The organism is Microbacterium sp. CH1 (genome assembly GCF_001595495.1).
In the GTDB taxonomy this organism is placed as follows: Bacteria; Actinomycetota; Actinomycetes; order Actinomycetales; family Microbacteriaceae; genus Microbacterium.
Genome location: NZ_LOSO01000011.1, coordinates 901,588 through 923,999, shown reverse-complemented (window position 1 = coordinate 923,999; position 22,412 = coordinate 901,588). Strand labels below are relative to the sequence as shown.

The 22,412-nt window shown below is 71.9% G+C and carries 24 protein-coding genes; 11 read left to right on the top strand and 13 right to left on the bottom strand.

All coding sequences use genetic code 11. The annotated features are described in order from the left end of the window. Window positions 1–50 precede the first annotated feature (50 nt). Entirely contained in the window at window positions 51–1,118 is a 1,068-nt protein-coding gene (locus AUV07_RS07855; protein ID WP_062635100.1) for an NADH:flavin oxidoreductase/NADH oxidase, read from the bottom strand. A gap of 56 nt (window positions 1,119–1,174) precedes the next feature. Between AUV07_RS07855 and AUV07_RS07850 the strand changes: the two genes are divergently transcribed. Genes AUV07_RS07850 through AUV07_RS07830 form a run of 5 tightly spaced genes read left to right on the top strand, consistent with a single transcriptional unit; the run spans window position 1,175 to window position 5,431 of the window. Further along, a complete protein-coding gene (locus AUV07_RS07850; RefSeq protein WP_062635098.1) occupies window positions 1,175–2,005 on the top strand; it encodes an NAD(P)H-hydrate dehydratase in 831 nt (276 codons plus the stop codon). Continuing rightward, a complete protein-coding gene (locus AUV07_RS07845) occupies window positions 2,002–3,240 on the top strand; it encodes a hypothetical protein (RefSeq protein ID WP_062635096.1) in 1,239 nt (412 codons plus the stop codon). The genes AUV07_RS07850 and AUV07_RS07845 overlap by 4 nt, the downstream gene beginning before the upstream one ends. Window positions 3,241–3,244: 4 nt before the next feature. After that, window positions 3,245–3,577 carry a thiamine-binding protein gene (locus AUV07_RS07840; protein ID WP_062635094.1) on the top strand — a complete coding sequence of 111 codons (333 nt, stop codon included), beginning with the start codon at window positions 3,245–3,247 and terminating at the stop codon, window positions 3,575–3,577. 9 nt (window positions 3,578–3,586) lie between these two features. Beyond that, window positions 3,587–4,816, top strand: coding sequence for an MFS transporter (locus AUV07_RS07835; RefSeq protein WP_062635092.1), 1,230 nt, complete (start codon window positions 3,587–3,589; stop codon window positions 4,814–4,816). A 9-nt stretch (window positions 4,817–4,825) separates the two neighbouring features. Continuing rightward, a complete protein-coding gene (locus AUV07_RS07830) occupies window positions 4,826–5,431 on the top strand; it encodes an NUDIX domain-containing protein (RefSeq protein WP_062635090.1) in 606 nt (201 codons plus the stop codon). Between the two features lie 6 nt (window positions 5,432–5,437). Here the strand turns inward: AUV07_RS07830 and metX are convergent, their stop codons facing one another. After that, complete coding sequence (gene metX / locus AUV07_RS07825) at window positions 5,438–6,643, bottom strand: homoserine O-acetyltransferase MetX (RefSeq protein WP_062635088.1); 1,206 nt, start codon at window positions 6,641–6,643, stop codon at window positions 5,438–5,440. A 104-nt stretch (window positions 6,644–6,747) separates the two neighbouring features. Continuing rightward, complete coding sequence (locus AUV07_RS07820; RefSeq protein WP_025103077.1) at window positions 6,748–8,070, bottom strand: bifunctional o-acetylhomoserine/o-acetylserine sulfhydrylase; 1,323 nt, start codon at window positions 8,068–8,070, stop codon at window positions 6,748–6,750. A gap of 160 nt (window positions 8,071–8,230) precedes the next feature. Between AUV07_RS07820 and AUV07_RS07815 the strand changes: the two genes are divergently transcribed. From AUV07_RS07815 to AUV07_RS07805, 3 genes are read left to right on the top strand one after another with little or no spacing between them, the layout of a single operon-like run. After that, window positions 8,231–9,013 carry an SDR family oxidoreductase gene (locus AUV07_RS07815; RefSeq protein WP_197462125.1) on the top strand — a complete coding sequence of 261 codons (783 nt, stop codon included), beginning with the start codon at window positions 8,231–8,233 and terminating at the stop codon, window positions 9,011–9,013. Further along, window positions 9,010–9,729, top strand: a complete 720-nt coding sequence (locus AUV07_RS07810) for a uracil-DNA glycosylase (protein ID WP_062635083.1) — start codon at window positions 9,010–9,012, stop codon at window positions 9,727–9,729. The genes AUV07_RS07815 and AUV07_RS07810 overlap by 4 nt, the downstream gene beginning before the upstream one ends. Window positions 9,730–9,733: 4 nt before the next feature. Next, window positions 9,734–10,348, top strand: coding sequence for a GNAT family N-acetyltransferase (locus AUV07_RS07805; RefSeq protein ID WP_062635082.1), 615 nt, complete (start codon window positions 9,734–9,736; stop codon window positions 10,346–10,348). A gap of 87 nt (window positions 10,349–10,435) precedes the next feature. Here the strand turns inward: AUV07_RS07805 and AUV07_RS07800 are convergent, their stop codons facing one another. The 6 genes from AUV07_RS07800 to AUV07_RS07775 all read right to left on the bottom strand — a co-directional run bounded on the left by AUV07_RS07800 (window position 10,436) and on the right by AUV07_RS07775 (window position 16,369). Further along, entirely contained in the window at window positions 10,436–11,224 is a 789-nt protein-coding gene (locus tag AUV07_RS07800) for an ABC transporter ATP-binding protein (RefSeq protein ID WP_025103081.1), read from the bottom strand. Beyond that, a complete protein-coding gene (locus tag AUV07_RS07795) occupies window positions 11,221–12,012 on the bottom strand; it encodes an ATP-binding cassette domain-containing protein (RefSeq protein ID WP_062635080.1) in 792 nt (263 codons plus the stop codon). Before AUV07_RS07795 ends, AUV07_RS07800 begins: the two co-directional genes overlap by 4 nt. Further along, on the bottom strand, window positions 12,009–12,878 hold the full coding sequence (locus tag AUV07_RS07790; RefSeq protein ID WP_062635078.1) for an ABC transporter permease: 870 nt from the start codon (window positions 12,876–12,878) through the stop codon (window positions 12,009–12,011). The genes AUV07_RS07795 and AUV07_RS07790 overlap by 4 nt, the downstream gene beginning before the upstream one ends. Continuing rightward, window positions 12,875–13,825 carry an ABC transporter permease gene (locus AUV07_RS07785; RefSeq protein WP_062635075.1) on the bottom strand — a complete coding sequence of 317 codons (951 nt, stop codon included), beginning with the start codon at window positions 13,823–13,825 and terminating at the stop codon, window positions 12,875–12,877. Before AUV07_RS07785 ends, AUV07_RS07790 begins: the two co-directional genes overlap by 4 nt. Before the next feature lie 16 nt (window positions 13,826–13,841). Continuing rightward, on the bottom strand, window positions 13,842–15,359 hold the full coding sequence (locus tag AUV07_RS07780; RefSeq protein WP_062635074.1) for an ABC transporter substrate-binding protein: 1,518 nt from the start codon (window positions 15,357–15,359) through the stop codon (window positions 13,842–13,844). Between the two features lie 92 nt (window positions 15,360–15,451). After that, the gene (locus AUV07_RS07775; RefSeq protein WP_062635073.1) at window positions 15,452–16,369 is read right to left on the bottom strand and encodes an alpha/beta fold hydrolase; all 918 of its coding nucleotides are present in this window, start codon (window positions 16,367–16,369) and stop codon (window positions 15,452–15,454) included. 177 nt (window positions 16,370–16,546) lie between these two features. Here AUV07_RS07775 and AUV07_RS07770 point away from each other — a divergent pair, with 177 nt between their 5' ends. From AUV07_RS07770 to AUV07_RS07760, 3 genes are read left to right on the top strand one after another with little or no spacing between them, the layout of a single operon-like run. After that, window positions 16,547–17,023: a carboxymuconolactone decarboxylase family protein gene (locus tag AUV07_RS07770; RefSeq protein ID WP_062635071.1), complete on the top strand. Its 477-nt coding sequence runs from the start codon at window positions 16,547–16,549 to the stop codon at window positions 17,021–17,023. Continuing rightward, window positions 17,020–17,754, top strand: a complete 735-nt coding sequence (locus AUV07_RS07765; protein WP_062635069.1) for a tyrosine-protein phosphatase — start codon at window positions 17,020–17,022, stop codon at window positions 17,752–17,754. Before AUV07_RS07770 ends, AUV07_RS07765 begins: the two co-directional genes overlap by 4 nt. A gap of 33 nt (window positions 17,755–17,787) precedes the next feature. Further along, a complete protein-coding gene (locus AUV07_RS07760) occupies window positions 17,788–18,258 on the top strand; it encodes an SIP domain-containing protein (RefSeq protein ID WP_025103089.1) in 471 nt (156 codons plus the stop codon). A 1-nt stretch (window position 18,259) separates the two neighbouring features. On the opposite strand, the gene AUV07_RS07755 is transcribed toward AUV07_RS07760, so the two are convergent. The 4 genes from AUV07_RS07755 to AUV07_RS07740 all read right to left on the bottom strand — a co-directional run bounded on the left by AUV07_RS07755 (window position 18,260) and on the right by AUV07_RS07740 (window position 22,400). Continuing rightward, complete coding sequence (locus AUV07_RS07755) at window positions 18,260–18,703, bottom strand: hypothetical protein (protein WP_062635067.1); 444 nt, start codon at window positions 18,701–18,703, stop codon at window positions 18,260–18,262. Further along, on the bottom strand, window positions 18,700–19,503 hold the full coding sequence (locus AUV07_RS07750) for an arginase family protein (protein WP_062635065.1): 804 nt from the start codon (window positions 19,501–19,503) through the stop codon (window positions 18,700–18,702). Before AUV07_RS07750 ends, AUV07_RS07755 begins: the two co-directional genes overlap by 4 nt. A 63-nt stretch (window positions 19,504–19,566) precedes the next feature. Next, window positions 19,567–20,310 (bottom strand): PspA/IM30 family protein, encoded by a 744-nt coding sequence (locus tag AUV07_RS07745; protein ID WP_025103092.1) that lies wholly within the window; start codon window positions 20,308–20,310, stop codon window positions 19,567–19,569. A 59-nt stretch (window positions 20,311–20,369) separates the two neighbouring features. Continuing rightward, window positions 20,370–22,400 carry a TPM domain-containing protein gene (locus AUV07_RS07740; protein ID WP_062635063.1) on the bottom strand — a complete coding sequence of 677 codons (2,031 nt, stop codon included), beginning with the start codon at window positions 22,398–22,400 and terminating at the stop codon, window positions 20,370–20,372. Between the last annotated feature and the right edge of the window lie 12 nt (window positions 22,401–22,412).

The window sequence follows — 22,412 nt, the reverse complement described above, 5'->3', positions numbered from 1 at the left end:
ACGCGAAGGCCGCCGGCTCCCTCGGGGACCGGCGGCCTTCGTCGTGGGCGTCAGCGCCAGTGCGCGCGTTCGTACTGCGGCGGCCAGGCGACCGTGTCGCCCAGCTCGTGCGCGGCCCGGAGCGCGAAGTGCGGGTCGCGCAGCCACTCCCGTCCGGCGAAGATCGCGTCGGCCGCCCCGTCGGCGAGCACCTGCTCGGCCTGGGCGGCGGCGGTGATGAGGCCCACGGCCGACACCGGGATCCGCCCGCCCTGGCGGACGGTCTCGGCCAGCGGGACCTGGTAGCCGGGGGAGACGCTGATGCGCTGGTGCGCGACGAGGCCGCCGCTGGAGACGTCGATGAGGTCGGCGCCGCGCGCGGTCGCCCAGCCGCCGACCGTCGCGGCCTCCTCGGGCGTGAACCCGCCCTCGGCGTGATCCGTCGCCGAGATCCGGACGAAGACCGGCACGCCGTCGCCGGCCGCCTCGCGCACCGCGTCCACGACGCGCAGCAGCAGCCGGGCCCGGTTCTCCAGCGAGCCGCCGTACTCGTCCTCGCGGAGGTTCGACAGCGGCGACAGGAACTGGTGCAGGAGGTAGCCGTGGGCGCCGTGGATCTCGATGACGTCGAAGCCGGCCTCGAGCGCCCGACGGGTCGCCGCGGCGAACCCGTCGACCACGCGGTCGATGCCCGCCGCGTCCAGCGCGACCGGCGCGGCGAACCCCTCGTAGGCCACCGCGGACGGGGCGGTGGTCGTCCATCCGCCCGCGGCGGCGGGGACCGAGCCGCGCTCGTCGGCCCAGGGCCACCAGGTGGAGGCCTTCCGCCCGGCGTGCGCGAGCTGGATGCCCGCGGCGGCCCCGCGGACGTGGATCGCTCGCACGATCGGGGCGAGGGCGTCGCGCTGCGCGTCGTCCCAGAGGCCGAGGTCGCGCGGGGAGATCCGCCCCTCCGGGACGACGGCCGTGGCCTCGGCGACGATGAGCCCGGCACCGCCCGAGGCGAACTGCGCAAGGTGGGTGTGGTGCCACTCCTGCGCCACGCCGTCGACGGCGCTGTACATGCACATGGGGGAGACCCAGAGGCGGTTGCGGAACGTGGTGGACCGGATGGTCAGCGGGGAGAAGAGAAGACTCACCGTTCGACGGTACCGCCGACGCGGACGGGACAGGGCCGTCGGGCTAACGTGGAGTCATGAGCGACGTGCGCGAGTGGTCCCGCAGCGACGCGGCGCGGTTCTTCCGCGCGCCGACCGCCGAGGACGACAAGTACTCGCGGGGCGTCGTGGGCATCCGCACCGGATCGGCCGCCTACCCCGGCGCCGCGGTGCTGGGCGTCGAGGCCGCCTGGCGCACCGGTGCCGGATTCGTCCGCTACGTGGGCGCGCCGTCGGCGGTGGCGGCGGTGCTGGCACGACGCCCGGAGACCGTCGGCGGGCCGGATGCCGGACGCACGCGGATCGGCGCCTGGGTGATCGGGTCCGGGACCGATCCGGACGACCGGAGCACGGCGGAGGCGCAGGCGCTGCGGGAGATCGTCGACGGCGACGTCCCCGTGGTCATCGACGCCGGAGCGCTCGATCTGGCGCCGACCGCCCGCGCCCCGTTCGTCGCCACGCCGCACGGCCGGGAGTTCGCGCGGCTGCGCGAGCGCGTCGGCATCGACGGGGCCTCGGACGATCTCGCGCACGTCCGCGACGTGTCCGCCGCGATCGACGGCGTGGTGCTGCGCAAGGGCGCGCGCACCGTCCTCGCGGCACCCGACGGCACGCTCGTCGCCGTGGAGGCGGGGACCGGGTGGCTCGCGACGGCCGGGACGGGGGACGTGCTGGCCGGGATCGTCGCCGCCGTGATCGCCGCGAATCCGGACAGCCCGCTCGTCGAGTCCGCCGCGGCGGCCGTCTGGCTGCACGGGCACGCCGCCCGCCTCGCCGCCGCGGCGACCGCGGGCGCGAGCGGTCATCCGATCGTGGCGCTCGACGTCGCGGAGGCGCTGCCCCGCGCGGTCGCGGACCTCCTGTCGTGAGGACCACGGCCCGGGGGAGCGTGCTCGCGCTGTGGATCGCCTTCCTCCTCGTCCACGTCCTCACCGCATGGCTGGGCTGGGTCTACCCGAGCCAGCCCATGGGGGACGTCGTGCTGGTCTACGAGCCCTGGGCGACGGCCGCGTGGAGCGGCGGGGAGATCGTGGGTGTCACGGAGTCCTGGGTGTATCCGCAGCTCGCGCTCCTGCCGATGATGCTCGCGGCCGTGCTCGCCGCCCCGCTCCTCCCGCTGCTCGGCGTATCCAGCGCCTACCTGATCGGCTGGGCGCTGCTGGTCACGATGCTCGACGCCGTCGCCTTCGCCGTCCTCGTCGGGCGCGGACACGTGCGGTCGCGGCGCACCGCCGCGTGGTTCTGGTGCGCGGCGCTGCTGCTCCTCGGACCCATCGCGCTGTACCGCATCGATGCCGTCACCGTGCCGATCGCCGTCGTGGCCGGCCTCTGGCTGGTGACCCGCCCGACCATCGCCGCGACGCTGCTGACCATCGGCGCCTGGATCAAGATCTGGCCCGGTGCGCTCCTCCTCGCGGCGGTCGTGGCCGCGAGGGCGCGGCTGCGGATGCTCCTGGCCGCCGCGGTCGTCACCGCCGGTGTGGTGGCGGTGCTCCTGCTGCTCGGCGCCGACACCGAGATCTTCGGCGTCCTCGCCGCGCAGACCGGCCGGGGACTCCAGATCGAGGCGGTCGCTGCAACGCCGTTCCTCTGGATGGCCGTGACGGGGGCCGCCCGCATCGAGTACAGCTACGACATCCTCACCTTCCAGATCGTCGCGCCGGGCGCGGAGGCCCTCGCGACGATCCTCACCCCGCTCCTGGTGCTCGCCGCCGCCGTCGTCACCGTCGTCGGCGGGGTCAAGGCCGCCCGCGGCGCGTCGTTCGCGCGGCTCTTCCCGCCGCTGGCCCTGCTCCTGGTGACGGTGCTCATCGCGCTGAACAAGGTCGGCTCGCCGCAGTTCCAGACCTGGTTGCTCGCCCCCGTGATCCTGTGGCTCGTGCTCGACCGCGGCCGGGCGCGCACCGCCGCCGCCCTCGTGCTCGCGCTGTGCGTGCTCACGTGTCTCGTGTATCCGCTGAGCTATGACGGGCTGCTGCGTGCCGAAGCCGCCCCCGTCCTGCTGCTCACGATGCGCAACGTCCTGCTCGTCGTCCTCGCCGCCGTGAGCGCCGTCGCGCTCGCGCGGGTCCCCGCCGTCCGTCGTCCCCGAACCCAGGAGTGAACCCATGCTGATCGCCTTCTCCGTCGCCCCCAGCGGCACGCCCGCCGACGGTGCCGAGCGCACCGATGCCTCCGTGCATGACGCGGTCGCCGCGGCCGTGCGCGTCGTCCGCGCGTCGGGACTCCCGCACCGCACGACGAGCATGTTCACCGAGATCGAGGGGCCCGACTGGGACACGGTCATGGACGTGGTCAAACGCGCGACCGAGGCGGTCCTGCCGTACGGATCGCGAGTGTCCCTCGTCCTCAAGGCGGACATCCGCCCCGGGTACACGGGGGAGCTCGACGCCAAGGTCGAGCGCCTGGAGGCGGCGATCGAGGAGTCCGACGACCGGTAAGCTGAACCGGTGAATCCCTCGACACCTTCGAGGGGTGCGGCGAAGTGGGCGCTCCTCTCCCTCGCCATCGGCAGTTTCGGCATCGGCATGACCGAGTTCGTCGTCATGGGCCTGCTGCCGAACATCGCCGCCGACCTCCTCCCGTCCGTCTGGGCGTCGAGCCAGGAGGAGGCACTGAGCCAGGCCGGCTGGCTGATCTCGTTGTACGCACTCGGCGTGGTCATCGGCGCCCCGACCATCGCCGGCTTCGTCGCCCGCTATCCGCGGCATCGGGTGATGATCGTGCTCGCCCTCGCGCTGACCGTCTTCAACGCCCTCACCGTGGTGCTGCCGACGTTCGAGCTCGTCGGGGTCTCGCGCTTCCTCGCCGGGCTCCCGCACGGCGCCTACTTCGGCATCGGAGCGCTGGTCGCCGCCGACGTGATGGGGCCGGGAAACCGTGCCAAGGGCGTCGCGTTCATCCTCACCGGCCTCACGGTCGCCAATGTCGTCGGCGTGCCGCTGGGCACCTTCCTCGGCCAGGAGTGGGGCTGGCGGGCCGCCTTCGCGGTCGTCGCGCTCGTCTTCGCGCTCGCCACCGTCTTCATCGCGCTGTTCGTGCCCGCGCACCCGGGGAACCCCGGACGCACGATGCGAGCGGAGCTCGGGGTGTTCCGCATCGGTCAGGTCTGGTTCACGCTCGGCGTCGGGGCGATCGGCTTCGGCGGGTTCTTCGCCGTCTACAGCTACATCGCCCCGCTCGTGACGGAGGTCGCCAGATCGCCAGACTGGGTCGTGCCGATCGTGCTCGTGCTCATGGGGCTCGGCATGACGGGCGGGAACCTCGTCGGCGGTCATCTGGCCGACATCGACCTCCGCCGGACGCTGCTGCTGGGCCTCGCCGCGATGGCCGTCGTGTTCGCTCTCCTCGCCGTGCTCTCGTTCTGGATCGTGAGCCTGAGCCTCGTGGTCGTCCTCGTCGGGTTCGTCTCGTCCGTGCTCAGCCCGACGATCCAGACGCGGTTGATGGACGTGGCCGGCGACAACCAGTCCATCGCGGCGGCCATGAACCACTCCGCCCTGAACATCGGCAACAGCCTCGGCGCCTTCCTCGGCGGCATCGTGATCGCGATCGGCTGGGGCTTCACGGCACCGGCGTGGACCGGGGCGGTGCTCGCGGTGGCCGGACTCCTCATCGCCCTGGTGTCGTACCGCGTGGAGGCACGGCGGGTCGCGCAGACGCCGGTCCTCGCGTCGTAGAGTGACGGGGTGACCGCTCTCGACGACGACCTCCCGCTCGCCGGAACCGTCGTGCTGCTGCGCCCGAGTCCCGGTGGCTTCGAGGTGCTGCTGCTGCGCCGTCCGTCGCGAGGTTCCTTCGCGGACGCCTGGGTGTTCCCCGGGGGGAAGGTCGAGCCGGAGGATCGGCGGGCGGGCGCGGCGGACGTCGAGGACGCGCGCCGGGCCGCCGCCCGGGAGACCGCGGAGGAGGTCGGACTCGTCGTCGACGACCTGGTGCCTCTGTCGGAGTGGCGCCCGCCCGCGGAGGCGCCCGTGCGGATCCGCACCTGGTTCTTCCTCGCCCTCGCGCCGGACGTCGAGCCGTCGCCTGCCGCCGACGAGGTCGTTGAGCTCGCCTGGGTGTCACCGGACACGGCCTTCGAGCGGCACGCGGCGGGGGAGTGGCGGCTCTTCCCGCCCACCTGGCTCACGCTGCACCGGCTCTCCGCCTTCACCGACGTCGAGGCCGCGCTGGCCTCCGGCGGGGCGGTCGAGCTGTTCCAGACGGAGGTGCGCGACGGGGGCCGGGCGTTCGGCTGGGCGCAGGGGACCCTTCACGCCCACACCCTGCCGTGGCGGTTCGACCCGGCCTGACGCGGGTCAGGCGTCGAGCAGGCGCCGCAGGTGCGTGCCGACGGCCTCGGTCTCGATGAGGAACCCGTCGTGGCCGAAGTCGCTCGTGAGCACCACCGCCTCGCCGTCGAGCACGTTCCGGATGCTCCGGGCGATCCGCTGCTGACCGTCGACGGGGAAGAGGCGGTCGCTGTCGATGCCGAGGACGAGGGTCGTCGCGGTCACCGCCTTCAGGGCCTCCTCCACGCCGCCGCGGCCCCGGCCGACGTCGTGCGAGTTCATGGCCTCGACGAGGGTGATGTAGCTGTTGGCGTCGAAGCGGCGCGTGAACTTGTTCCCGTGGAAGTCGAGGTAGGACTCGACGGCGAAGCGTCCGCCGTGGCCGAGCGGCGACACGTCCGACTGCCAGGAGCGCTGAAACCGCTGGTTGAGCTCGATCGGGCTGCGGTAGTTCAGCAGCGCCATGCGGCGGGCGAGGGCCAGGCCGCGGTGCGGACCGTCGCCGTCCGCGAGGTCGTAGTACTCGCCGCCCTGGAAGCGCGGGTCCATGCGGATGGTCTCGAGCTGCACGGTGTTGAGCGCGATCTGGTCGGCGGTGGTGACCGGGGGCGAGGAGAGCACGGCGAGGCGCTGCACGCGGTCCGGCTGCGCCACGGCCCACTCGAGCGCATGCATGCCGCCCATCGAGCCGCCGACCACCGCCGCCCAGCTGTCGATGCCGAGCGCGTCGGCCAGGCGCACCTGCGCGGCCACCTGGTCGCGGATGGTGAGGTAGGGGAAGCGCGACGCCCACTCGTAGCCGTCCGGGGCGATGCTCGCGGGGCCGGTCGATCCCTGGCAGCCGCCGAGCATGTTCGGCGCGATCACGAACCACTCGTCGGTGTCGAGGGGCGCACCGGGGCCGACGACGTCCTCCCACCAGCCGGCGGTCGGGTGGCCGGCACCGGCGTCTCCGCGCACGTGGCTGTCCCCGGTGAGGGCGTGCAGGACGAGCACGGCGTTGTCGCGCGCGGCGTTGAGCTCGCCCCAGCTCTCGTACGCGAGGCGGATGCCGGGGAGCTGAGCTCCGCTCTCCGTGTCGAAGGCGCCGAACGCGGCGAATCGGCGGCCGCCGACGGGGTCGCCGTCGCGCCAGGCGCCGGTGGCCGGTGGTCGGGCACGGAGCAGCCGGACGTCGGCCTCCGTCACCGGTGCCGACGGCACCGTGTCCTCGGAGGTCGTCTGCCAGTCCATGTCTCCATTCTCGCCTGGCCGGTCGGTCCCGGCCCGCAGGTTACGACACCGGAGACGACGAAGGCCCCGGACCGTGCGGTCGGGGGCCTTCGCGGAGAGGGCGCTCAGGCGCGCGCGGCCTCGGAGACGGCGCGGGCGGCGGCGAGTGCCTGGTCGAGATCGGCCTTGAGGTCCTCGATGTTCTCGAGTCCCACGGACAGGCGCACGAGGCCGGGGGTCACGCCCGCGGTGAGCTGCTGCTCGGGCGTGAGCTGCGCGTGCGTCGTGGAGGCCGGGTGGATCACGAGCGAGCGCACGTCGCCGATGTTGGCGAGGTGGCTGAACAGGGAGAGGCTGTTGACGAACTCGCGTCCGGCCTCGACACCGCCCTTGAGCTCGAACGACAGCACGGCGCCGACACCCTTCGGGGCGTACTCGTTCGCCTTGGCGTACCAGGGCGAGGACGGCAGGCCGGAGTAGTTGACCGCGGCCACGTCGTCACGGCTGTCCAGCCACTCGGCGATCTCCTGGGCGTTCTGCACGTGGCGCTCGATGCGCAGGGACAGCGTCTCGACACCCTGGATGAGGTTCCACGCGCTCTGCGGGGCGATGGCCGAGCCGAGGTCGCGGAGCAGCTGGACGCGGGCCTTGATGATGTAGGCGAGCGGGTCGCCGACCGCGGCCGTGTAGCTGGCGCCGTGGTACGACGGGTCCGGCTCGGTGAGTCCGGGGAACTTCTCGACGTTCTCCGACCACGCGAACGAACCGCCGTCGATCACGACGCCGCCGATCGTGGTGCCGTGGCCGCCGAGGAACTTCGTGATCGAGTGGACGACGATGTCGGCGCCGTGCTCGAACGGGCGGATGAGGTACGGCGTGGCGATCGTGTTGTCGACGATCAGCGGGACGCCGTTCTCGTGCGCGATGTCGGCGACCGTGCGGATGTCGAGCACGTTGATCTGCGGGTTGCCGATCGTCTCCGCGAAGAAGAGCTTCGTGTTCGGGCGGACGGCGCGACGCCACTCCTCGGGGTCGTCCTGGTTCTCGACGAAGGTGACCTCGATGCCGAGCTTGGCGAGGGTGTACTTGAAGAGGTTGTAGGTGCCGCCGTAGATCGAGCTCGACGCGACGAAGTGGTCGCCGGCCTGCGCGATGTTGAGGATCGCGAAGGTCGAGGCGGCCTGACCGCTGGAGAGGACGAGGGCGCCGGTGCCCCCTTCGAGCGCGGCGAGGCGCTGCTCCAAGACGTCCTGGGTCGGGTTCTGGATGCGGGTGTAGATGTTGCCGAACTCGGCGAGCGCGAAGAGGTTCGCGGCGTGGTCGGCGCTGTCGAACACGTAGGACGTGGTCTGGTAGATCGGGGTCGCCCTGGCCTTGGTGACGGGGTCGGGGGCGGCGCCCGAGTGGATCTGCTTGGTCTCGAAACGCCAGGTCTCGGGTGCGGACATGTGTTCCCCCTGGAACGGTCGGAAGGTCGGATGGGCGGGTGCCCTTGCAGCGAGAGTACGGAATATCGGTCCGTGTCAACAACGACCGGGAAATGTGACGTAACACGGCGAGGGGGCCGGGAACGGGCGGAACCCGCGCGGACATCGTACGGTGGAGGACATGGCCAACAGACGTGCAGTGGTGACAGGTGCGAGTTCCGGGATCGGTCAGGCGACGGTGCGGGTGCTGCGGTCTCGGGGGTGGGACGTCGTGGGCGTCGCCCGCCGTGCGGACCGGCTCGCCGCCCTGTCCGCCGAGACCGGGGCGTCGACGATCGCCTGCGACCTGACCGACGACGCCGCGGTGGCGGAGCTCCTCGGGGAGCTCGAGCGCACCGGACCCGTGCACGCCCTCGTCCAGGTCGCCGGTGGCGCGCGAGGGACCGACCGCGTCGAGGACGCCGCGCTCGCCGACTGGCAGTGGATGTACGACGCGAACGTGCTCGCGACCCAGCGCCTCGTCGCCGGGCTGCTGCCGATGCTCCGTCGCACCGCGGACGCGGACGGACACGCCGACCTCCTGTTCGTGACCTCGACGGCCGCGCAGACCGCCTACCCGGGTGGCGCGGGCTACAACGCGGCGAAGGCGGCCGAGGCGATGGTCGTCCGTGCGCTGCGTCAGGAGCTGAACGGCGAGCCGCTCCGGGTGGCCGAGGTCGCTCCGGGGATGGTGCACACGGAGGAGTTCACGCTGAACCGGCTCGGGGGCGACGCCGTCGCCGCGGAGGCCGTGTACTCCGGGGTCGAGGCACCCCTTCGCGCCGAGGACGTGGCGGACGTGATCGCCTACGCCCTGGACGCTCCTGCCCACGTGAACCTCGACCTCGTCACGATGCGGCCCGTCGCCCAGTCGGCGCAGCACCTGCTCGCCCGAGGCCCGCTGCGGGTCCGGCCGGTCGAGTGAGTGGAGGACGCACCCTCGCGGAACTCGCCGACGAGGGACTGATCGACGCGGGATGGGCGGAGGCGCTAGCCCCGGTGCAGGACACCATCACGGCGCTCGGCGAGCGGCTGCGCGCTGAGCAGGCGGCCGGTCACGGATATCTCCCCGCGGGACCGAACGTGCTGCGTGCCTTCCAGCGACCACTCGCCGACGTGCGTGTGCTCATCACGGGCCAGGACCCGTATCCGACCCCCGGCCACCCGATCGGGCTGTCGTTCGCCGTGGACCGCGACGTGCGGCCGCTGCCGCGGAGCCTGACGAACATCTACAAGGAGCGGGAGGCCGACCTCGGCCTCCCGCCCGCACCGCACGGAGACCTCACCGCGTGGAGCGATCAGGGCGTGCTGCTGCTCAACCGCGTCCTGACGGTGCGCCCCGGAGCGGCCGCCTCCCACCGCGGCTGGGGATGGGAGCAGGTGACGGAGCTCGCGATCCGCACCCTCGTGGCCCGGGAACAGCCGCTCGTCGCGATCCTCTGGGGGCGTGACGCGGCGAACCTCCAGCCCCTCCTCGGCGACACCCCCGTGATCGCCTCCGCGCATCCGTCCCCTCTCTCCGCGAGCCGTGGCTTCTTCGGCTCCCGGCCCTTCTCCCGCGCGAACGCGCTCCTGGAGGGACTCGGCAGTGCTCCGGTGGACTGGAGGGTGGAGGGCGAGGGGTCCGGCTCTCTAAGCTGAGCGCATGCAGTTCGAGCCGGGGGACCGCCGCCGGGTTCTCCCGCGTCATCTGCGACCGACGACCGCGCCGGACACGTTCTCCTACGTCATCAGACCGGCACGCGCGGCCGATCTGCCGCACGTGCGGGAGATCTACAACCACTTCGTCAGCAATTCGGCCGTCACCCTGGACGAGCGCCGCAGCAGCATCCCGTACTGGCGGGACAAGTTCACCCTGCTGGAGCGGCTCGGGCTGCCGTTCCTCGTGGCGGTGTCGCCCTCGGGCGCCATCCTCGGGTATGCGCTCGCGCAGCCGTGGGCGGGCAAGAACGCCTACCGGTATACGGTCGAGGACTCGATCTACCTCGGCCCCGGCGCGGCCGGCAAGGGTCTCGGGTCGGCCCTTCTGCAGGCGCTGATCGCCGCGTGCGAGCAGCGGGGGCTCCGGGAGATGGTCGCCGTCATCAGCGACCAGGGTGCGGAGGCCTCGATCCGGCTGCACGAGAAGCTGGGGTTCGTGGAGGCCGGTCGCATGGGGCGCGTCGGCCACAAGTTCGGCCGCGACCTCGGCACCGTCTACCTGCGCCGGGTGCTCCGCCCGTCCCGCCCTCGCCGTCGCCTCTCGCTCTTCCCGCGCTGACCCTTCGACCCACCCCCTTGCGTGCCTCCCACCCCGTTGCGGGCGCACGCAACGGGCCGGGGTGGCCGCAAAGGGGTGGGTCGGCGCTCAGGCGTCGGGGATGACGGGGATCGCGGAGAGCAGGGTGCGGGTGTAGTCGGCGGTCGGGTGCAGGAGCACGTCGCGGGTCGGACCGCGCTCGACGATGCGGCCGTCCTTCATGACGACGACCGTGTCGCAGAGGTTCTGCACCACGCCGATGTCGTGCGACACGAGCAGCAGCGTGAGCTCGTCCGCGACTCGCAGCTCCGCGAGCAGCTCGAGGATCTGTGCGCGCACCGTGACGTCCAGCGCCGACAGCGGCTCGTCGCCCACGAGGATCCGCGGACGATGTACGAGAGCGCGGGCGAGAGCGATCCGCTGCCGCTGCCCGCCGGAGAACTCGTGCGGATAGCGATCGCCCATCTCGGGGTCCAGGCCGACCCGGGCGATGACCTCGCGCACCCGTGCCCGATGGTCGCCGTCGATGCCGAGGGCCCACAACGGCTCCCGCACAATCTGCCCCGCCGTCATCCGGGGGTCGAGCGAGGCATAGGGATCCTGGAAGACGAGACCCGTCTGCCGGCGCAACCAGTGCAGCGATCGCGCGGAGGCGCCGGCATCGACGAGCCGGCCGTCGACCGACACGGTTCCCGCGGTCGGTCGGTCCAGGCCCAGCAGGAGTCGCACGAGCGTCGACTTCCCCGAGCCGGACTCGCCGATGATCCCCAGGGAGGCGCCCTCGGGCACGTCGAGGTCGGTCGGCTGGAGCGCCGTCTGCCGCCGCGTGCGCTCGAACGCCGTCCGCTTCGGCACGACGAAGTCCCGTCGCAGCCCGCGCGCTTCGATCAGACTCATGCCTCTCCTCCCTCGGGCCGCCACAGCGTCGCGGTCGCGTCCCGCAGCAGCCCCTGCGTGACCGGAGAGGTCGGCGCGGTCAGCAGCCGCGACACCGGTGCGCTCTCGACGACGCGACCGTGCTCCAGCACGACCCCCTTCGTCGCCACCTGGGACAGCACCGCGAGGTCGTGCGTGATGAACAGGAGCGACATGCCTTCGTCGGCGACGAGCCCGAGCAGCAGGGACAGGATCTCGGCCTGGATCGTCACGTCGAGGGCCGTCGTGGGCTCGTCCGCGATCAGCAGCCGCGGACGGCAGGCGAGGGCCATCGCGATCGCGACGCGCTGCCGCTGGCCGCCGGAGAGCTGGTGCGGATACCGGTCGACGATGGTCTCCGGGTCGGGGAGTCGCACGCGGGCGGCTTCCGCGATCGCCCGGTCACGGGCCTCGCGTCGGCCCAGGCCTTCGTGGATGCGGATGGACTCCGCGATCTGGCGGCCGACCGTCCGGATCGGGTTGAGCGCCGTCCGGGGTTCCTGGAACACGATGCCGATGTCGTCGCCGCGCAGCCGGGCGAGCTCACGGTCCGGCATCCCGATCAGCTCGGTGCCGTCCCACCGGATGCTCCCGCGTGCCGTCGCCCCCTCCGGCAGCAGCCCGAGCACGGCGAGCGCCGTGAGGGACTTGCCGGAGCCCGACTCGCCGATCACCCCGAGGCGGGTGCCGTCGGGGACCTGGAGCGAGACGCCGTCGGCCACGCGGCGTCCGTCGATCTCGATGACGAGATCCTCGACCGTCAGACTCATGCGACCACCGCCGGTGTGTGCGTCTCGGCGGCACGGTGCCGCAGGGTGGGGTCCGTGGCTTCGCGGAGCCCGTCGCCGAGCAGGTTGAGGGCGAGCACGGTCAGGGTGATCGTGAGCCCGGGCCAGATCACGGTGAGAGGGTGCACGCCGATGTAGCGCTGGAGATCCGCGAGCAGCAGCCCCCAGCTCGGTTCCACGACCGAGGCCCCGAAGCCGAGGTACGACAGGCCGGCCTCTGCGAGCACGGCGACGGCCATCGACCAGGAGAGCTGCACGATGAACACCGGAGCCACGTTCGGGAGGAGGTGGCGGACGAGGCTCTGCGCAGGGGTGAGGCCGGACGCGCGCGCGGCGAGCACGAAGTCGCTCTGCTGCACGCGACGCAGCTCCGGCCGCGTGACCCGCGCGATGTTCACGCCGAACCCGATCCCCACCGCCCAGATCACGACCCAGAGCGATCCGCCCCACACCGACGAGATCATCATCGCGATCAGCAGCACGGGGAAGGCGATGAGGATGTCGACGAACACGGCGACCGTCTCCCGCACGAGCCGGGTGGTCAGGGCGCCGAGGGCGGCGAGGGCGATGCCGACGACGGTGGCCACGAGTCCCGCGCCGACACTGACGAAGACCGTGGTCCGCGCGCCCGCCATGAGCAGGCTCAGGATGTCCCGTCCCGTGTCGTCCGTCCCGAGCAGGTGCGGCCAGCCTGGCGACAGCCAGCGGTCGCCGATGCTCGAGGCCCGCGGGTCGAACGGCGTCCAGAAGAGGGACACGACGGCCGCCAGGGCGACGATGGCGATGACGATCAGTCCGAAGCGGCCGGTGGAGGTCCGCCAGAGCCGAGGGAACCAGCGCGTGCTCATGCGGCCTCCCGCTGTCGAGGGTCGATCGCCCGGTGCAGCAGATCCACGAGGAAGCCGACCACCAGCACGAAGCCGGTCAGCACGAGCAGCTCGCTCTGCACCTTGACGAGGTCGCGGGTGCCGACGTCGGTCACGAGCATGCGGCCGATGCCCGGAAGCGTGAACAGCTGCTCGATCACGACCGAGCCGACGATGATCCCGGCGACCTGGAGGCCGAGCACCGTGATGATGGAGAGCCCGACCGCCGGGATGCCGTGCTGGATGAGGGCGCGGGTCTTCGTCAGGCCCTTGGCGGCCGCGGTGCGGACGAAGTCCTGTCCGGCCGCCTGCAGGGTCGCGCTGCGCACGAAGCGCATGAGCATGGCGCCCTCGACGATGCCGATCGTGAGGGCGGGCAGCAGCAGCGCCTCGATCGCTCTGCCCGGTGTCGACCACCCGGTGCGGGGGAAGCCCTGGGGCGGCAGCCAGCCGAGCCACACGGAGAACACGACGATCAGCATCATGCCCGCCCAGACGACGGGGACGGCCGCGAGAGCCTGCGCGCCCACGCTGAGCGCCGTGCCGTCACGGCGGCCGCGACGCAGGGCGGCGAGGATCCCGAACGGCACGGCGATGAGCACGGCGATCACCAGCGACATGATCCCGAGCGGAACGGTGACCTGTGCCTTCAGCAGCAGCTCCTCGCCGACGGAGGCGCCGGACAGCAGCGACGTGCCCAGGTCGCCGCGGAGGATGCCGCCGATCCAGTCGGCGTACTGCGCGAGCAGAGGCTGGTTCAGCCCCAGCGACTCCCGCAGCGCCTCGACCTCGGCGGGGGAGGCCTGGGTGCCGGCGATGAGCTGGGCCACGTCGCCGGGGAAGACGCGCAACGTGAGGAAGATGAGCGCGCTCGACACGAGGAGCCCTGCGATCAGCAGGGCTCCTCGGACGAGCGCGTAACGCAGCACGGAGCGTCGACCGTCGTCAGCTCACGGCGGAGACGGTCACACCCGCGAGGTTGATGCGCGAGTTGATCGAGTCCTCCGGGAAGCCGCTGACGACCGGATTCACGGCGGTGATGGTCTGACCGTTGTAGAGCCAGTCCGCCGCGTGGTCCTCGGAGACGATCCGGGCCGCCTCGGCGAGGAGCTTCGCGGAGGCCTCGGGATCGACCTCGGCCAGCGCCTGCGTGTAGAGGTCCTGCACCTCGGCGTTGTCGTAGCCGAAGTAGTAGTCCGGGTTGGCGAAGTTGCCGAAGTCCCGCGGCTCGACGTGCAGGACGAAGCTCAGGTCGTAGTCCTTGTTGGTGTACACGTCCTCGAGCCAGGTCGGGAACTCCACGGAATCGACCTCGAGGTTCACACCCACCTTGTCGAAGTCCGAGATGAGGACCTTCGGGACGGTGGTGCCGTAGAACGACGGGATCGTCAGGGTGAGGTCGAGGTCCTCCTGGCCGGCCTCGGCGAGCAGCTCCTTGGCCCGCTCGGGGTCATAGGAGATGACGTCGGAGAGGTCCTCGTAGCCGGGGTCGAGCTCGGGGATGGGGCCGTACAGCGGGGTACCGGCGCCGACGGCCTCGATGAGGGCCTCATGGTCGATCGCCAGGCGCAGGGCCTCGCGCACCCGGACGTCGTCCAGCGGCGCCTTCTTGTTGTTGAAGGCGAGCGTGGCCTTGTCCGTCGTGCGTCCCGTCGTGAGGGTGAAGTCGCCCGAGTCCTCGAGCTGCGGAGCCAGGTTCGGGTCGACGGCGGTGAGCACGTCGACGTCGCCGGCGAGAGCGGCGTTCACCCCGGCCGTGAAATCGGGGATGTACTGGAACTCGACCTCGGCCACGCCGGCCGGCTCGCCCCAGTACTCGTCATTGCGGGCGAAGGTGATCGTGCTGCCCTTGTTCCAGCGCGTGAGGGTGAACGGCCCGGTGCCGTTCTCCGCGGTCTTCAGATCGGTGGTGTCGCCGTCCTTGAACACGAGCCCGGCAGGTCCGGTGAGGGCGAAGAGGAAGTTCTGGTTCGGCTGCGACAGCACGATCTCGACGGTCGTGTCGTCGGGAGCCGAGATCGAGGAGACGGACGCGAACTCCTCGTTGCCCTGCACCGTGTCATCGGTGCGGACGGTCTCGTAGGAGGAGACGACGTCGGCCGCCGTCAGGGGCGAGCCGTCGTGGAAGGTGATCCCGTCGTTGAGGGTGAAGGTGTACGTGAGGCCGTCGTCCGACACCTCGTACTCCGAGGCGAGCCGCTCCACGATCTCGTTCTCCTGCGTGCGGCTGACCAATCCCTCGTAGATGTTGTCGATGAGGATCTGCTCCAGCGCGGCACCGCTGGTGTGCCGGATGTCGAGGTTGGTGGGCTCGAGCACGAGACCGACGTGCAGGGTGGCGTCGGGGTCGGGCTCGCCGCCCGTGGACGGGGCAGGCTCGGCGGAGCCGGAGCAGGCGCTGAGGATCACGGCGGTGGCCGCGAGCGCGGAGATCAGCGCGAGGCGTCGGTGACGTCGGAACATGGGTGTTTCCTCTCGGTGCGGCAGGTGCTGTGTGCCGGTGGGACGAGCCTAGGGTCGGGCGGGATTCGGCGCGGCGGACGTGGAACGGAGCGTCATATTCCGGCCGCGGTCGCCGAGCCGACGAGCAGGGCGAGGTCTCGGGGCGCCGTCTCCTGCACGTTGTGCGTGGCGTCCATCGCGACGACCCGCGCTTCCGGAAGGCGGCGCTGGAACTCCTCCGCGTCGGCAGCGCTCACAAAGCCCCGCTCGGCGCGGACGAGCGTGACGGGCGCGGTGACCGCCGCCAGATCGTCCCAGCCGGTCTCATGCAGGACCGACGGCGCCGTCGCGGTGCCGGGGTCGTGGGCGGCCAGAGCGGTGGCGGCGAGGTGGGCGAAGTGGTGCTTCCACTCGACGCGGCCGTCCGCGCGGACACGGGTGTTCAGGAAGACGCCGCGCTCGGTCTCGGGGCGAGTGCCGCCGAACCCCAGGGCCATCGCCTTGTCGACGAGCTCGTCGCGGGTCGCGAAGTCCGTGGGCCCGGCGTAGAACTCCCGGAGCGCCGCGGGGCCGGCGGACACATCGATCCCGGGCGTGATGTCGACGACGATCAGAGCGGCCACGAGGTCGGGCCGCGCCGCGGCGACGGCGGCGCCGGTGAGACCGCCGAGCGACTGTCCCACGAGGATCTGCGGCGCGGAGACCCACGCGTCCAGAGCGGCGACGACGTCGGCGGCGAGGGTGCGGGGGGAGTAGTCCGCGTCGTCGCGCCAGGAGGAGTCGCCGTGGCCGGCGAGGTCGATCGCCAGGAGCGGCTGCCCCAGCGCCAGCGCCGTCGTGTCCCAGGTGTGGGCGTTCAGACCAGCGCCGTGCAGCAGCGTGATGCGCGGCGGCTCGGACCCGAAGCGCAGCCCGCTCACGACGCGACCCTCGGGGAGGGGGAGCGTCAGGCGCTCCACAGTCGGAAGCGGAACGCCGAGCGCGTCGGCCTGCGCGGGAAGATAGGAGAACTCGCTGGTGTCGATCGCCACGCGGCTATTCTGCGCCCCGTTTCGACCTCGCGGGAAATGCCGGAGCAAAGTGACAAGACGCAGGACGGATTAACGGGGCGAAATGTAAAAGGATCACGCTTACTGGTTGACGGTGTGCATTTCGGTGCGGCCCGTCCCGCACCGTCTCCCGCGCCCGGCGACGAATATCATGGAGGTATGACCGAACAGCGCGTGCACCTGTCCAAGACGGAGCCTGCGGCCTACCAGGCCCTCGACGCCTTCTCGAAGACGGTCGGCACGATCTGCGCCGAGAACGGGATCGACGACCGCCTGAAGGAGATCGTCATGATCCATTGCTCGCAGCTGAACGGCTGCAGCTACTGCACGCGGGTGCACGTGGACCGGGCGGTCGCCGCCGGGCTGGACGTCGACACGATCAGCCAGATCGCCGTGTGGCGGGAGAGCGGTGTGTTCAGCGATCGGGAGCGTGCCGCGCTCGAACTGGCTGAGGCCTTCACCTTCATCGCGGAGGACGGCATCTCGGACGAGGTCTACGACCTGGTCGGGAGTGTGTTCACCGAGAAGGAGTACGCCGCGTTGAGCTGGGCTTGCGTGTCGATCAACGCCTTCAACCGCATCGTCATCGCCGGGCGCTACCCGGTGCCCCCGCGCGGCCCCCGGGCGGGCGCGTGACGATCCTCGACGTCGAGGGCGTCACGAACGTCCGCGACGTCGGCGGGATCCCCGCGGAGGGTGGACGCATCCGCCCCGGCGTCCTGCTGCGCTCCGGCCAGCTCTCCACGGCGACCACGAACGGCGCGGCGCTCCTGCGGGCGACGGTGCGTCACATCGTTGACCTCCGCGACGGGGAGGAGGTCGCCGCGGAACCGAGCGAGATCGAGGGTCCCGAGACGACTCACCTGCCGCTGTTCCTCGGGTCCGTGCGCTCCTTCTTCGAATCCGACACGAGTCTCGACGACCTGTACCTGCATCTCCTGGAGGAGAGCGGGGAGCGCCTGGTCGCCGCTGTCCGGGTGATCGCCGCGGGGGAGCCGACTCTGGTGCACTGCACGGTAGGCAAGGATCGCACGGGGGTGACGATCGCGCTGGCGCTCTCGGCGGTCGGCGCCGATCGGGATGCCGTCATCGCCGACTACGCCCTCACCGAGTCGCAGTTGCCGGCCGAACGGTCGCGGCGCATCGCCGCGTATCTGCGGTCGCAGCACCCCGAGGCGGTGCACGCGGTGGATCTCGCCACCCGCTCTCCCGCCGAGGTGATGCGTCGCCTGCTGGCCCAGGTGGACGAGCGCTGGGGGTCGGCGGCCGGCTACCTGCGCGCGAACGGCATGACCGAGGGGGAGCTCGCCGCGCTGCGCGAGGCCCTCGTCGAGCCCATGACCGAAGAAGGCGTCTTCGAAGGTTAGGCAAGCCTTCGCTTGGTGTACGATGGGATCACCATGGACACCACGCTCGACACCCGAGGCACGCGTGCGGCTCGCCGCGCGGCGCGCCGTCGCGCACACCACCTGGTGACCGCCGACGAGCACTCCCTGCTCGACCTCGAGGCGTTCCTCGCGACCCTCCCGCTGTGCGCGTCCGGTCGCATCTTCATCGAGGTTCCCGACGTCTCCGACATCGGCGTCATCCACGCGCCCGGTCGCATGACGGTCACCTGGCTCGCCCGCTCCGCGCGCTCCGGAGCCCCGGGAAGCGGTCGCGGCTGCGCGCCGGGGCAGGCCCTGGCCCGAGCCACCTGCGCATGGGCCGACGAGATGCTCGTCGACGACGAGGTCGAGACGCACGTCACGCTGCTCGGGGGCTACCTCGGCACGGCCGACATCGTCGAGCACCTCACCGACCGCCTCGGCGTGGCCGTGAACCGGATCCGCGTACCGGAGCGCTTCGGACTGCTTCCCGTCGAGGGCTGAGTCAGCGGGGGCGGCGCACGTAGTTGCCGTCTTCCAGCCCGGCTTCAATCTCGAAGCGGTTCCGCATCGGGTCGCGTCCCGCGAACAGATAGAGCACCGGCATCAGGAAGCCGTAGCGCAGCCACTGCTGCTTGTGCACGGCCTCGTGGCGCAGCACGGCGTCGGTGGGCCGCGTGTCGCCGGTGAGGAAGCACCCGCCCACGCAGACGCCGCCGCGGTGGAAGGTCCATCGGGGCATGCCCCGGAACACCCAGAGACCGCCGCGCCGTTCGATCGCGCCGGTGCTCCACAGAGCGCCCCAGATCCAGCCGACGGCCGTGCCCCAGAGGTAGCCCAGGCGGCTGATCGGGGAGCGCAGCAGGAAGGAGGGGATGCGGCGGTCCGACCGTCGTCCGCGGGCGAGGCGTTCCGCCGCGACGGCCTCCCACCCCGGCGCCGGGCTCACGCGACGGCTCCGACGAGACGCAGGATCGCGCCGAGGTCGTCGACGGCGTCGGCCGGCGTGCGAGGGGCGAAGCCCGCGATGGTCGCCCCGGCGAGGGGGACGCGGCTCCGGAGCTCTCGGATCGCCGTGCTCAGGGACGCGGGGGTCACGCCGAAGGGCACGGCGGCGGAGACTCCGGCGAACGACGCCGGGTCGAGGACGTCGACGTCGATGTGCACCCACACCCGCTGCGCCCCCGTGGCCTGCACGGCGTCGGCGAGCGCCGCCGGGTCGTCCAGATCGGCCACCCCGAGATTCCGGAGGCGGTCCCATTCGCCGGTCTCCGCCTCGTCGAGGTTGCGGACACCCACGGTGACGACACGATCCCGGGGGATGCCGGGGGACAGGGCGAGCTGCGGTTCTCCCTCACCGAGGACGGCACGCAGCGCCATGCCGGAGAAGGCCCCGGACGGCGAGGTGTCCGGCGTGTGCAGATCGCCGTGGGCATCGCACCAGACCACGGCGAGGTCATCGGTACCGCCGGGGAGCGTGTCGAGTGCGGCGACGGTGATGCTGCAGTCGCCACCGATCAGCACGGTTCCGGCTTCGAGATGTCCGGCGACGAGCTCCCGCGTACGGGCGAGGGCGCTGAGCCTCCGGACACCCGTGCCCAGCGCCTCGCCGGCTTCGACCGGAACGTCGAGGACGGTCGTGGCCGCACGCGGCAGATCGCCGGCGATCGCCGACGCGCCGTCGACGAGGAGCATCGCGCGGGCGGCGGGCGAACCCTGCCACTGCGGCACGACCAGGAAACGCACCATGGGAGACCTCCCGGAGACGGAACCGCGGATGCCCGGGCGTGCGCCCGGGCATCCGCGTCGGTGTCAGTTGCCTTCGAGCGCCTGGCGCGGCGCGGTGCCGCCGGCCTTCAGCTCGGCGAGGCGCGCCTCGACCTCGGTCAGCTCGCCGAGGTCCTCGAGGCTCTCGAATTGGGCGTCGAGGCTCGACGCGGCGAGCTCCGCCTTGCCCTGGGCGAGAGCCTCCTGGCGGCGGACCTTGTCCTCGAACCGGCCGAGCTCGCTGGTGGGGTCGAGCACGTTGATGGAGCTGACCGCGTCCTGCACCTTGGTCTGCGCCTCGGCGACCTTGGCGCGGGCGAGGAGCTCGCTGCGCTTGTTCTTGAGCTCGTTGAGCTTGTCCTTCATGCCGTTCAGGCCGCTCTTGAGCTTGTCGACGATCTCCGTCTGGGCCGCGATCTGCGGTTCCGCGCTCGTCGCCTCCCGCTCGGCGCTGATCTGGCGCTGCAGGGCGATCTTCGCGAGGTTGTCGAACTTGTCGGCGTCGGCGGTGTTGCCCGCGCCGCGCATCTCGTCGGCCTTGCGGCTGGCGGCGAGGGCCTTGTTGCCCCACTCGTTGGCCGCCTGCACGTCTTCCTCGTGGTCGCGCTCCAGCAGCCGCAGGTTGCCGATGGTCTCCGCGATGGCGGACTCGGCGTCGGCGATGCTGTTGGTGTAGTCGCGGACGAGCTGGTCGAGCATCTTCTGCGGGTCCTCCGCAGAGTCCAGGAGGGCGTTGATGTTCGCGCGGACGAGGGTGGAGATCCGTCCGAAGATGGACTGCTTGGTCATGCGTGGTTCCTTTCAGAGGGGCGTCTTCGAGAGCTTGGCGTATGTGTCTGTGCGGGGGATCAGAAGCGTCGACCTCCGGAGCGTCCGCGTCCGCCGCCGCGGGATCCGCCTCCGCCGAAGCCGGAGCTGCGGAAGCCGCCCGAGGAGCGCCAGCCGCTGCTGCGCCGGGACGAGCCGCCGCCCCCGCCGGCGGCGAGGAGTCCGCCGATGATCCCGCCGAGGATGTCCCCGCCGATGCCGGAGCCGCTGGAACGGGAGCCGGAGCCGCCGAACACTCCGCCCCAGCCGTCGTCCGGATAGCCGCCGGGGGTGTATGCGCGGAGATCGGCCTCCGCGGCGGACGTGGCCTGGCGTGCGAGGTCGAGGGCGCGCTGGGCCTCGGCCAGGGCGTTCTCGACATCCGACGTGCGCAGGGTGAGAGCCTGGGTCAACGCGGCGTCGGCGGTCGCCAAGCGGGTGCGGGCGGTGGAGCCCACGGTGCCGCGGCGCGTCTCGATGAACTCCCGGGCGGCCCGGATCTCGGAGGCCGCCTGGGCCAGGGTCTGCTCCAGGAGCTGCTGAGCCCGTCGGGCGCGCTCCACGGCTGCGTGTCCCTGCGCGATCGCGCCGTCGATCTGGGCATTCGCCGCCGTGAGGGCGTCGAGGGCCCGCTGTGGGTTGCGTGGGGTGGCGACGAGGTCGGCCTGCGCCGTCTGCAGCTGTGCGGTCACCGCGTGGGACGCACTCGCCAGGGCACCGGTCGGGTCGGGCAGTTGCGCTGCCGCAGTGACATCGCTCTGGAGTTCGGTGACGAGCGCCTGCGCCTGCGCCTCGATGCCGGACAGCTCGGTGCCGAGCGCGGTGATCGCCTGGACCAGCTGCGCCGCCTGGGCCACCGCCTGCTCGGCCGTGCGGATCGCGAACGCCGCTTCACCGGTGCGCCCGTTCGCGAGGGCCTGGGCCGCGGCGTCGATCGCCCGATCGGCCAACGCCGCGCGCTCCTGGGCCTGCGCCGGGTTGTCCGTCACGGTGCTCAGGGCGGCCGGGTCGTAGGTCGCGGCGAGAGCGGCGAGGGCGGGAGCGGCCGAGGCGAGGAGCGGCGTCAGGTCGGCGCGCTCTCGTCGCACCCGCTCCAGCTCCTGCGGTGCGTTCTGCTCGAGCTGGCGCAGCTCGTCGAAGGCCTCGGTGTTGTCGTCGAGGATGTCGTCGATCTCGTCGGCAAGCCGGATGATGCGGATGTGCCACGCACGGCGGTCGTGGACGGAATCCTCGATCTCGTCGTCGAGCTTCTGCCGGAGGTCGAACGCCTCGGCGATCTTCGCCTTCGCCGCGTCGACGGCGCGGGAGAACTCCGCGGTCGCGCCCTCGCCGTATTGCGCCACGGCGAATCCCAGCTCCTCCCGGCTGGAGGTGATGGCGTCGTCCGCGCGCACGAGCGCGACGCCGGCCTGCTGCTCGACCTGGGCATCGGTGAGCGTGGAGAACGGGTCGGCGGGATCCGGGGTCTCCGGCATGGCGCCTCGCTCGCGGATGGCCGCGGTGCGGCGTGCGCGTCGGACCAGAGCGACGACGAGCCAGATGAGCAGGGCGGCCGCGACCACCCCGACGACGATCAGGGTGACGCGGAGCGCCCCGGCGCCCCCGTCCCCCTGGATTTCGTCCGCGGCCAGCGTGATCGCGCCGACCCAGTCGCCGTCGCCGGCGAGGGGCGCGATCGCGTCTTCGATGGCGGCGAGCTGCCCGTCGCTCAACGGCCCGGAGGAGTCCGCGGAGATGTAGAGGCTGCGGCCCTCGACGGCGATCGCGAGCAGGTACTGATCGGGGCCGAGCCGGTTGTCGTTCGCGACCTGATCGGCCCAGGCGACGCTGTCGCTCGGGTCGGTGAAGTCGTCGACGAGGACGACGAACAGGTCGGCGGAGGAGTTGTCGGTGAGCTCCTGCAGGCGCGACTCGACCTGTTCCTCCTCGGCGGGGGAGAGGACGTCGGCCTGGTCGGTGACATACCCGGAGTCGAGCGTGAGCGGATCGGTCGCGGACGCCGCCGAGGCGGACAGCGCACCCGTCGCGACCGCAAGGGCGAGAGCGCCCAGCGTCAGCCACCGTTTCGTCATCGTGTTCCCTCC

Bases quoted from the DNA above. Each gene is read 5' to 3' on its own strand.
- AUV07_RS07850 (WP_062635098.1), top strand. From the start codon at position 1,175: ATGAGCGACGTGCGCGAGTGGTCCCGCAGCGACGCGGCGCGGTTCTTC.
- AUV07_RS07840 (WP_062635094.1), top strand. From the start codon at position 3,245: ATGCTGATCGCCTTCTCCGTCGCCCCCAGCGGCACGCCCGCCGACGGT.
- metX (WP_062635088.1), bottom strand. From the start codon at position 6,643: ATGGACTGGCAGACGACCTCCGAGGACACGGTGCCGTCGGCACCGGTG.
- AUV07_RS07820 (WP_025103077.1), bottom strand. From the start codon at position 8,070: ATGTCCGCACCCGAGACCTGGCGTTTCGAGACCAAGCAGATCCACTCG.
- AUV07_RS07815 (WP_197462125.1), top strand. From the start codon at position 8,231: ATGGCCAACAGACGTGCAGTGGTGACAGGTGCGAGTTCCGGGATCGGT.
- AUV07_RS07805 (WP_062635082.1), top strand. From the start codon at position 9,734: ATGCAGTTCGAGCCGGGGGACCGCCGCCGGGTTCTCCCGCGTCATCTG.
- AUV07_RS07800 (WP_025103081.1), bottom strand. From the start codon at position 11,224: ATGAGTCTGATCGAAGCGCGCGGGCTGCGACGGGACTTCGTCGTGCCG.
- AUV07_RS07795 (WP_062635080.1), bottom strand. From the start codon at position 12,012: ATGAGTCTGACGGTCGAGGATCTCGTCATCGAGATCGACGGACGCCGC.
- AUV07_RS07790 (WP_062635078.1), bottom strand. From the start codon at position 12,878: ATGAGCACGCGCTGGTTCCCTCGGCTCTGGCGGACCTCCACCGGCCGC.
- AUV07_RS07780 (WP_062635074.1), bottom strand. From the start codon at position 15,359: ATGTTCCGACGTCACCGACGCCTCGCGCTGATCTCCGCGCTCGCGGCC.
- AUV07_RS07770 (WP_062635071.1), top strand. From the start codon at position 16,547: ATGACCGAACAGCGCGTGCACCTGTCCAAGACGGAGCCTGCGGCCTAC.
- AUV07_RS07760 (WP_025103089.1), top strand. From the start codon at position 17,788: ATGGACACCACGCTCGACACCCGAGGCACGCGTGCGGCTCGCCGCGCG.
- AUV07_RS07750 (WP_062635065.1), bottom strand. From the start codon at position 19,503: ATGGTGCGTTTCCTGGTCGTGCCGCAGTGGCAGGGTTCGCCCGCCGCC.
- AUV07_RS07745 (WP_025103092.1), bottom strand. From the start codon at position 20,310: ATGACCAAGCAGTCCATCTTCGGACGGATCTCCACCCTCGTCCGCGCG.
- AUV07_RS07740 (WP_062635063.1), bottom strand. From the start codon at position 22,400: ATGACGAAACGGTGGCTGACGCTGGGCGCTCTCGCCCTTGCGGTCGCG.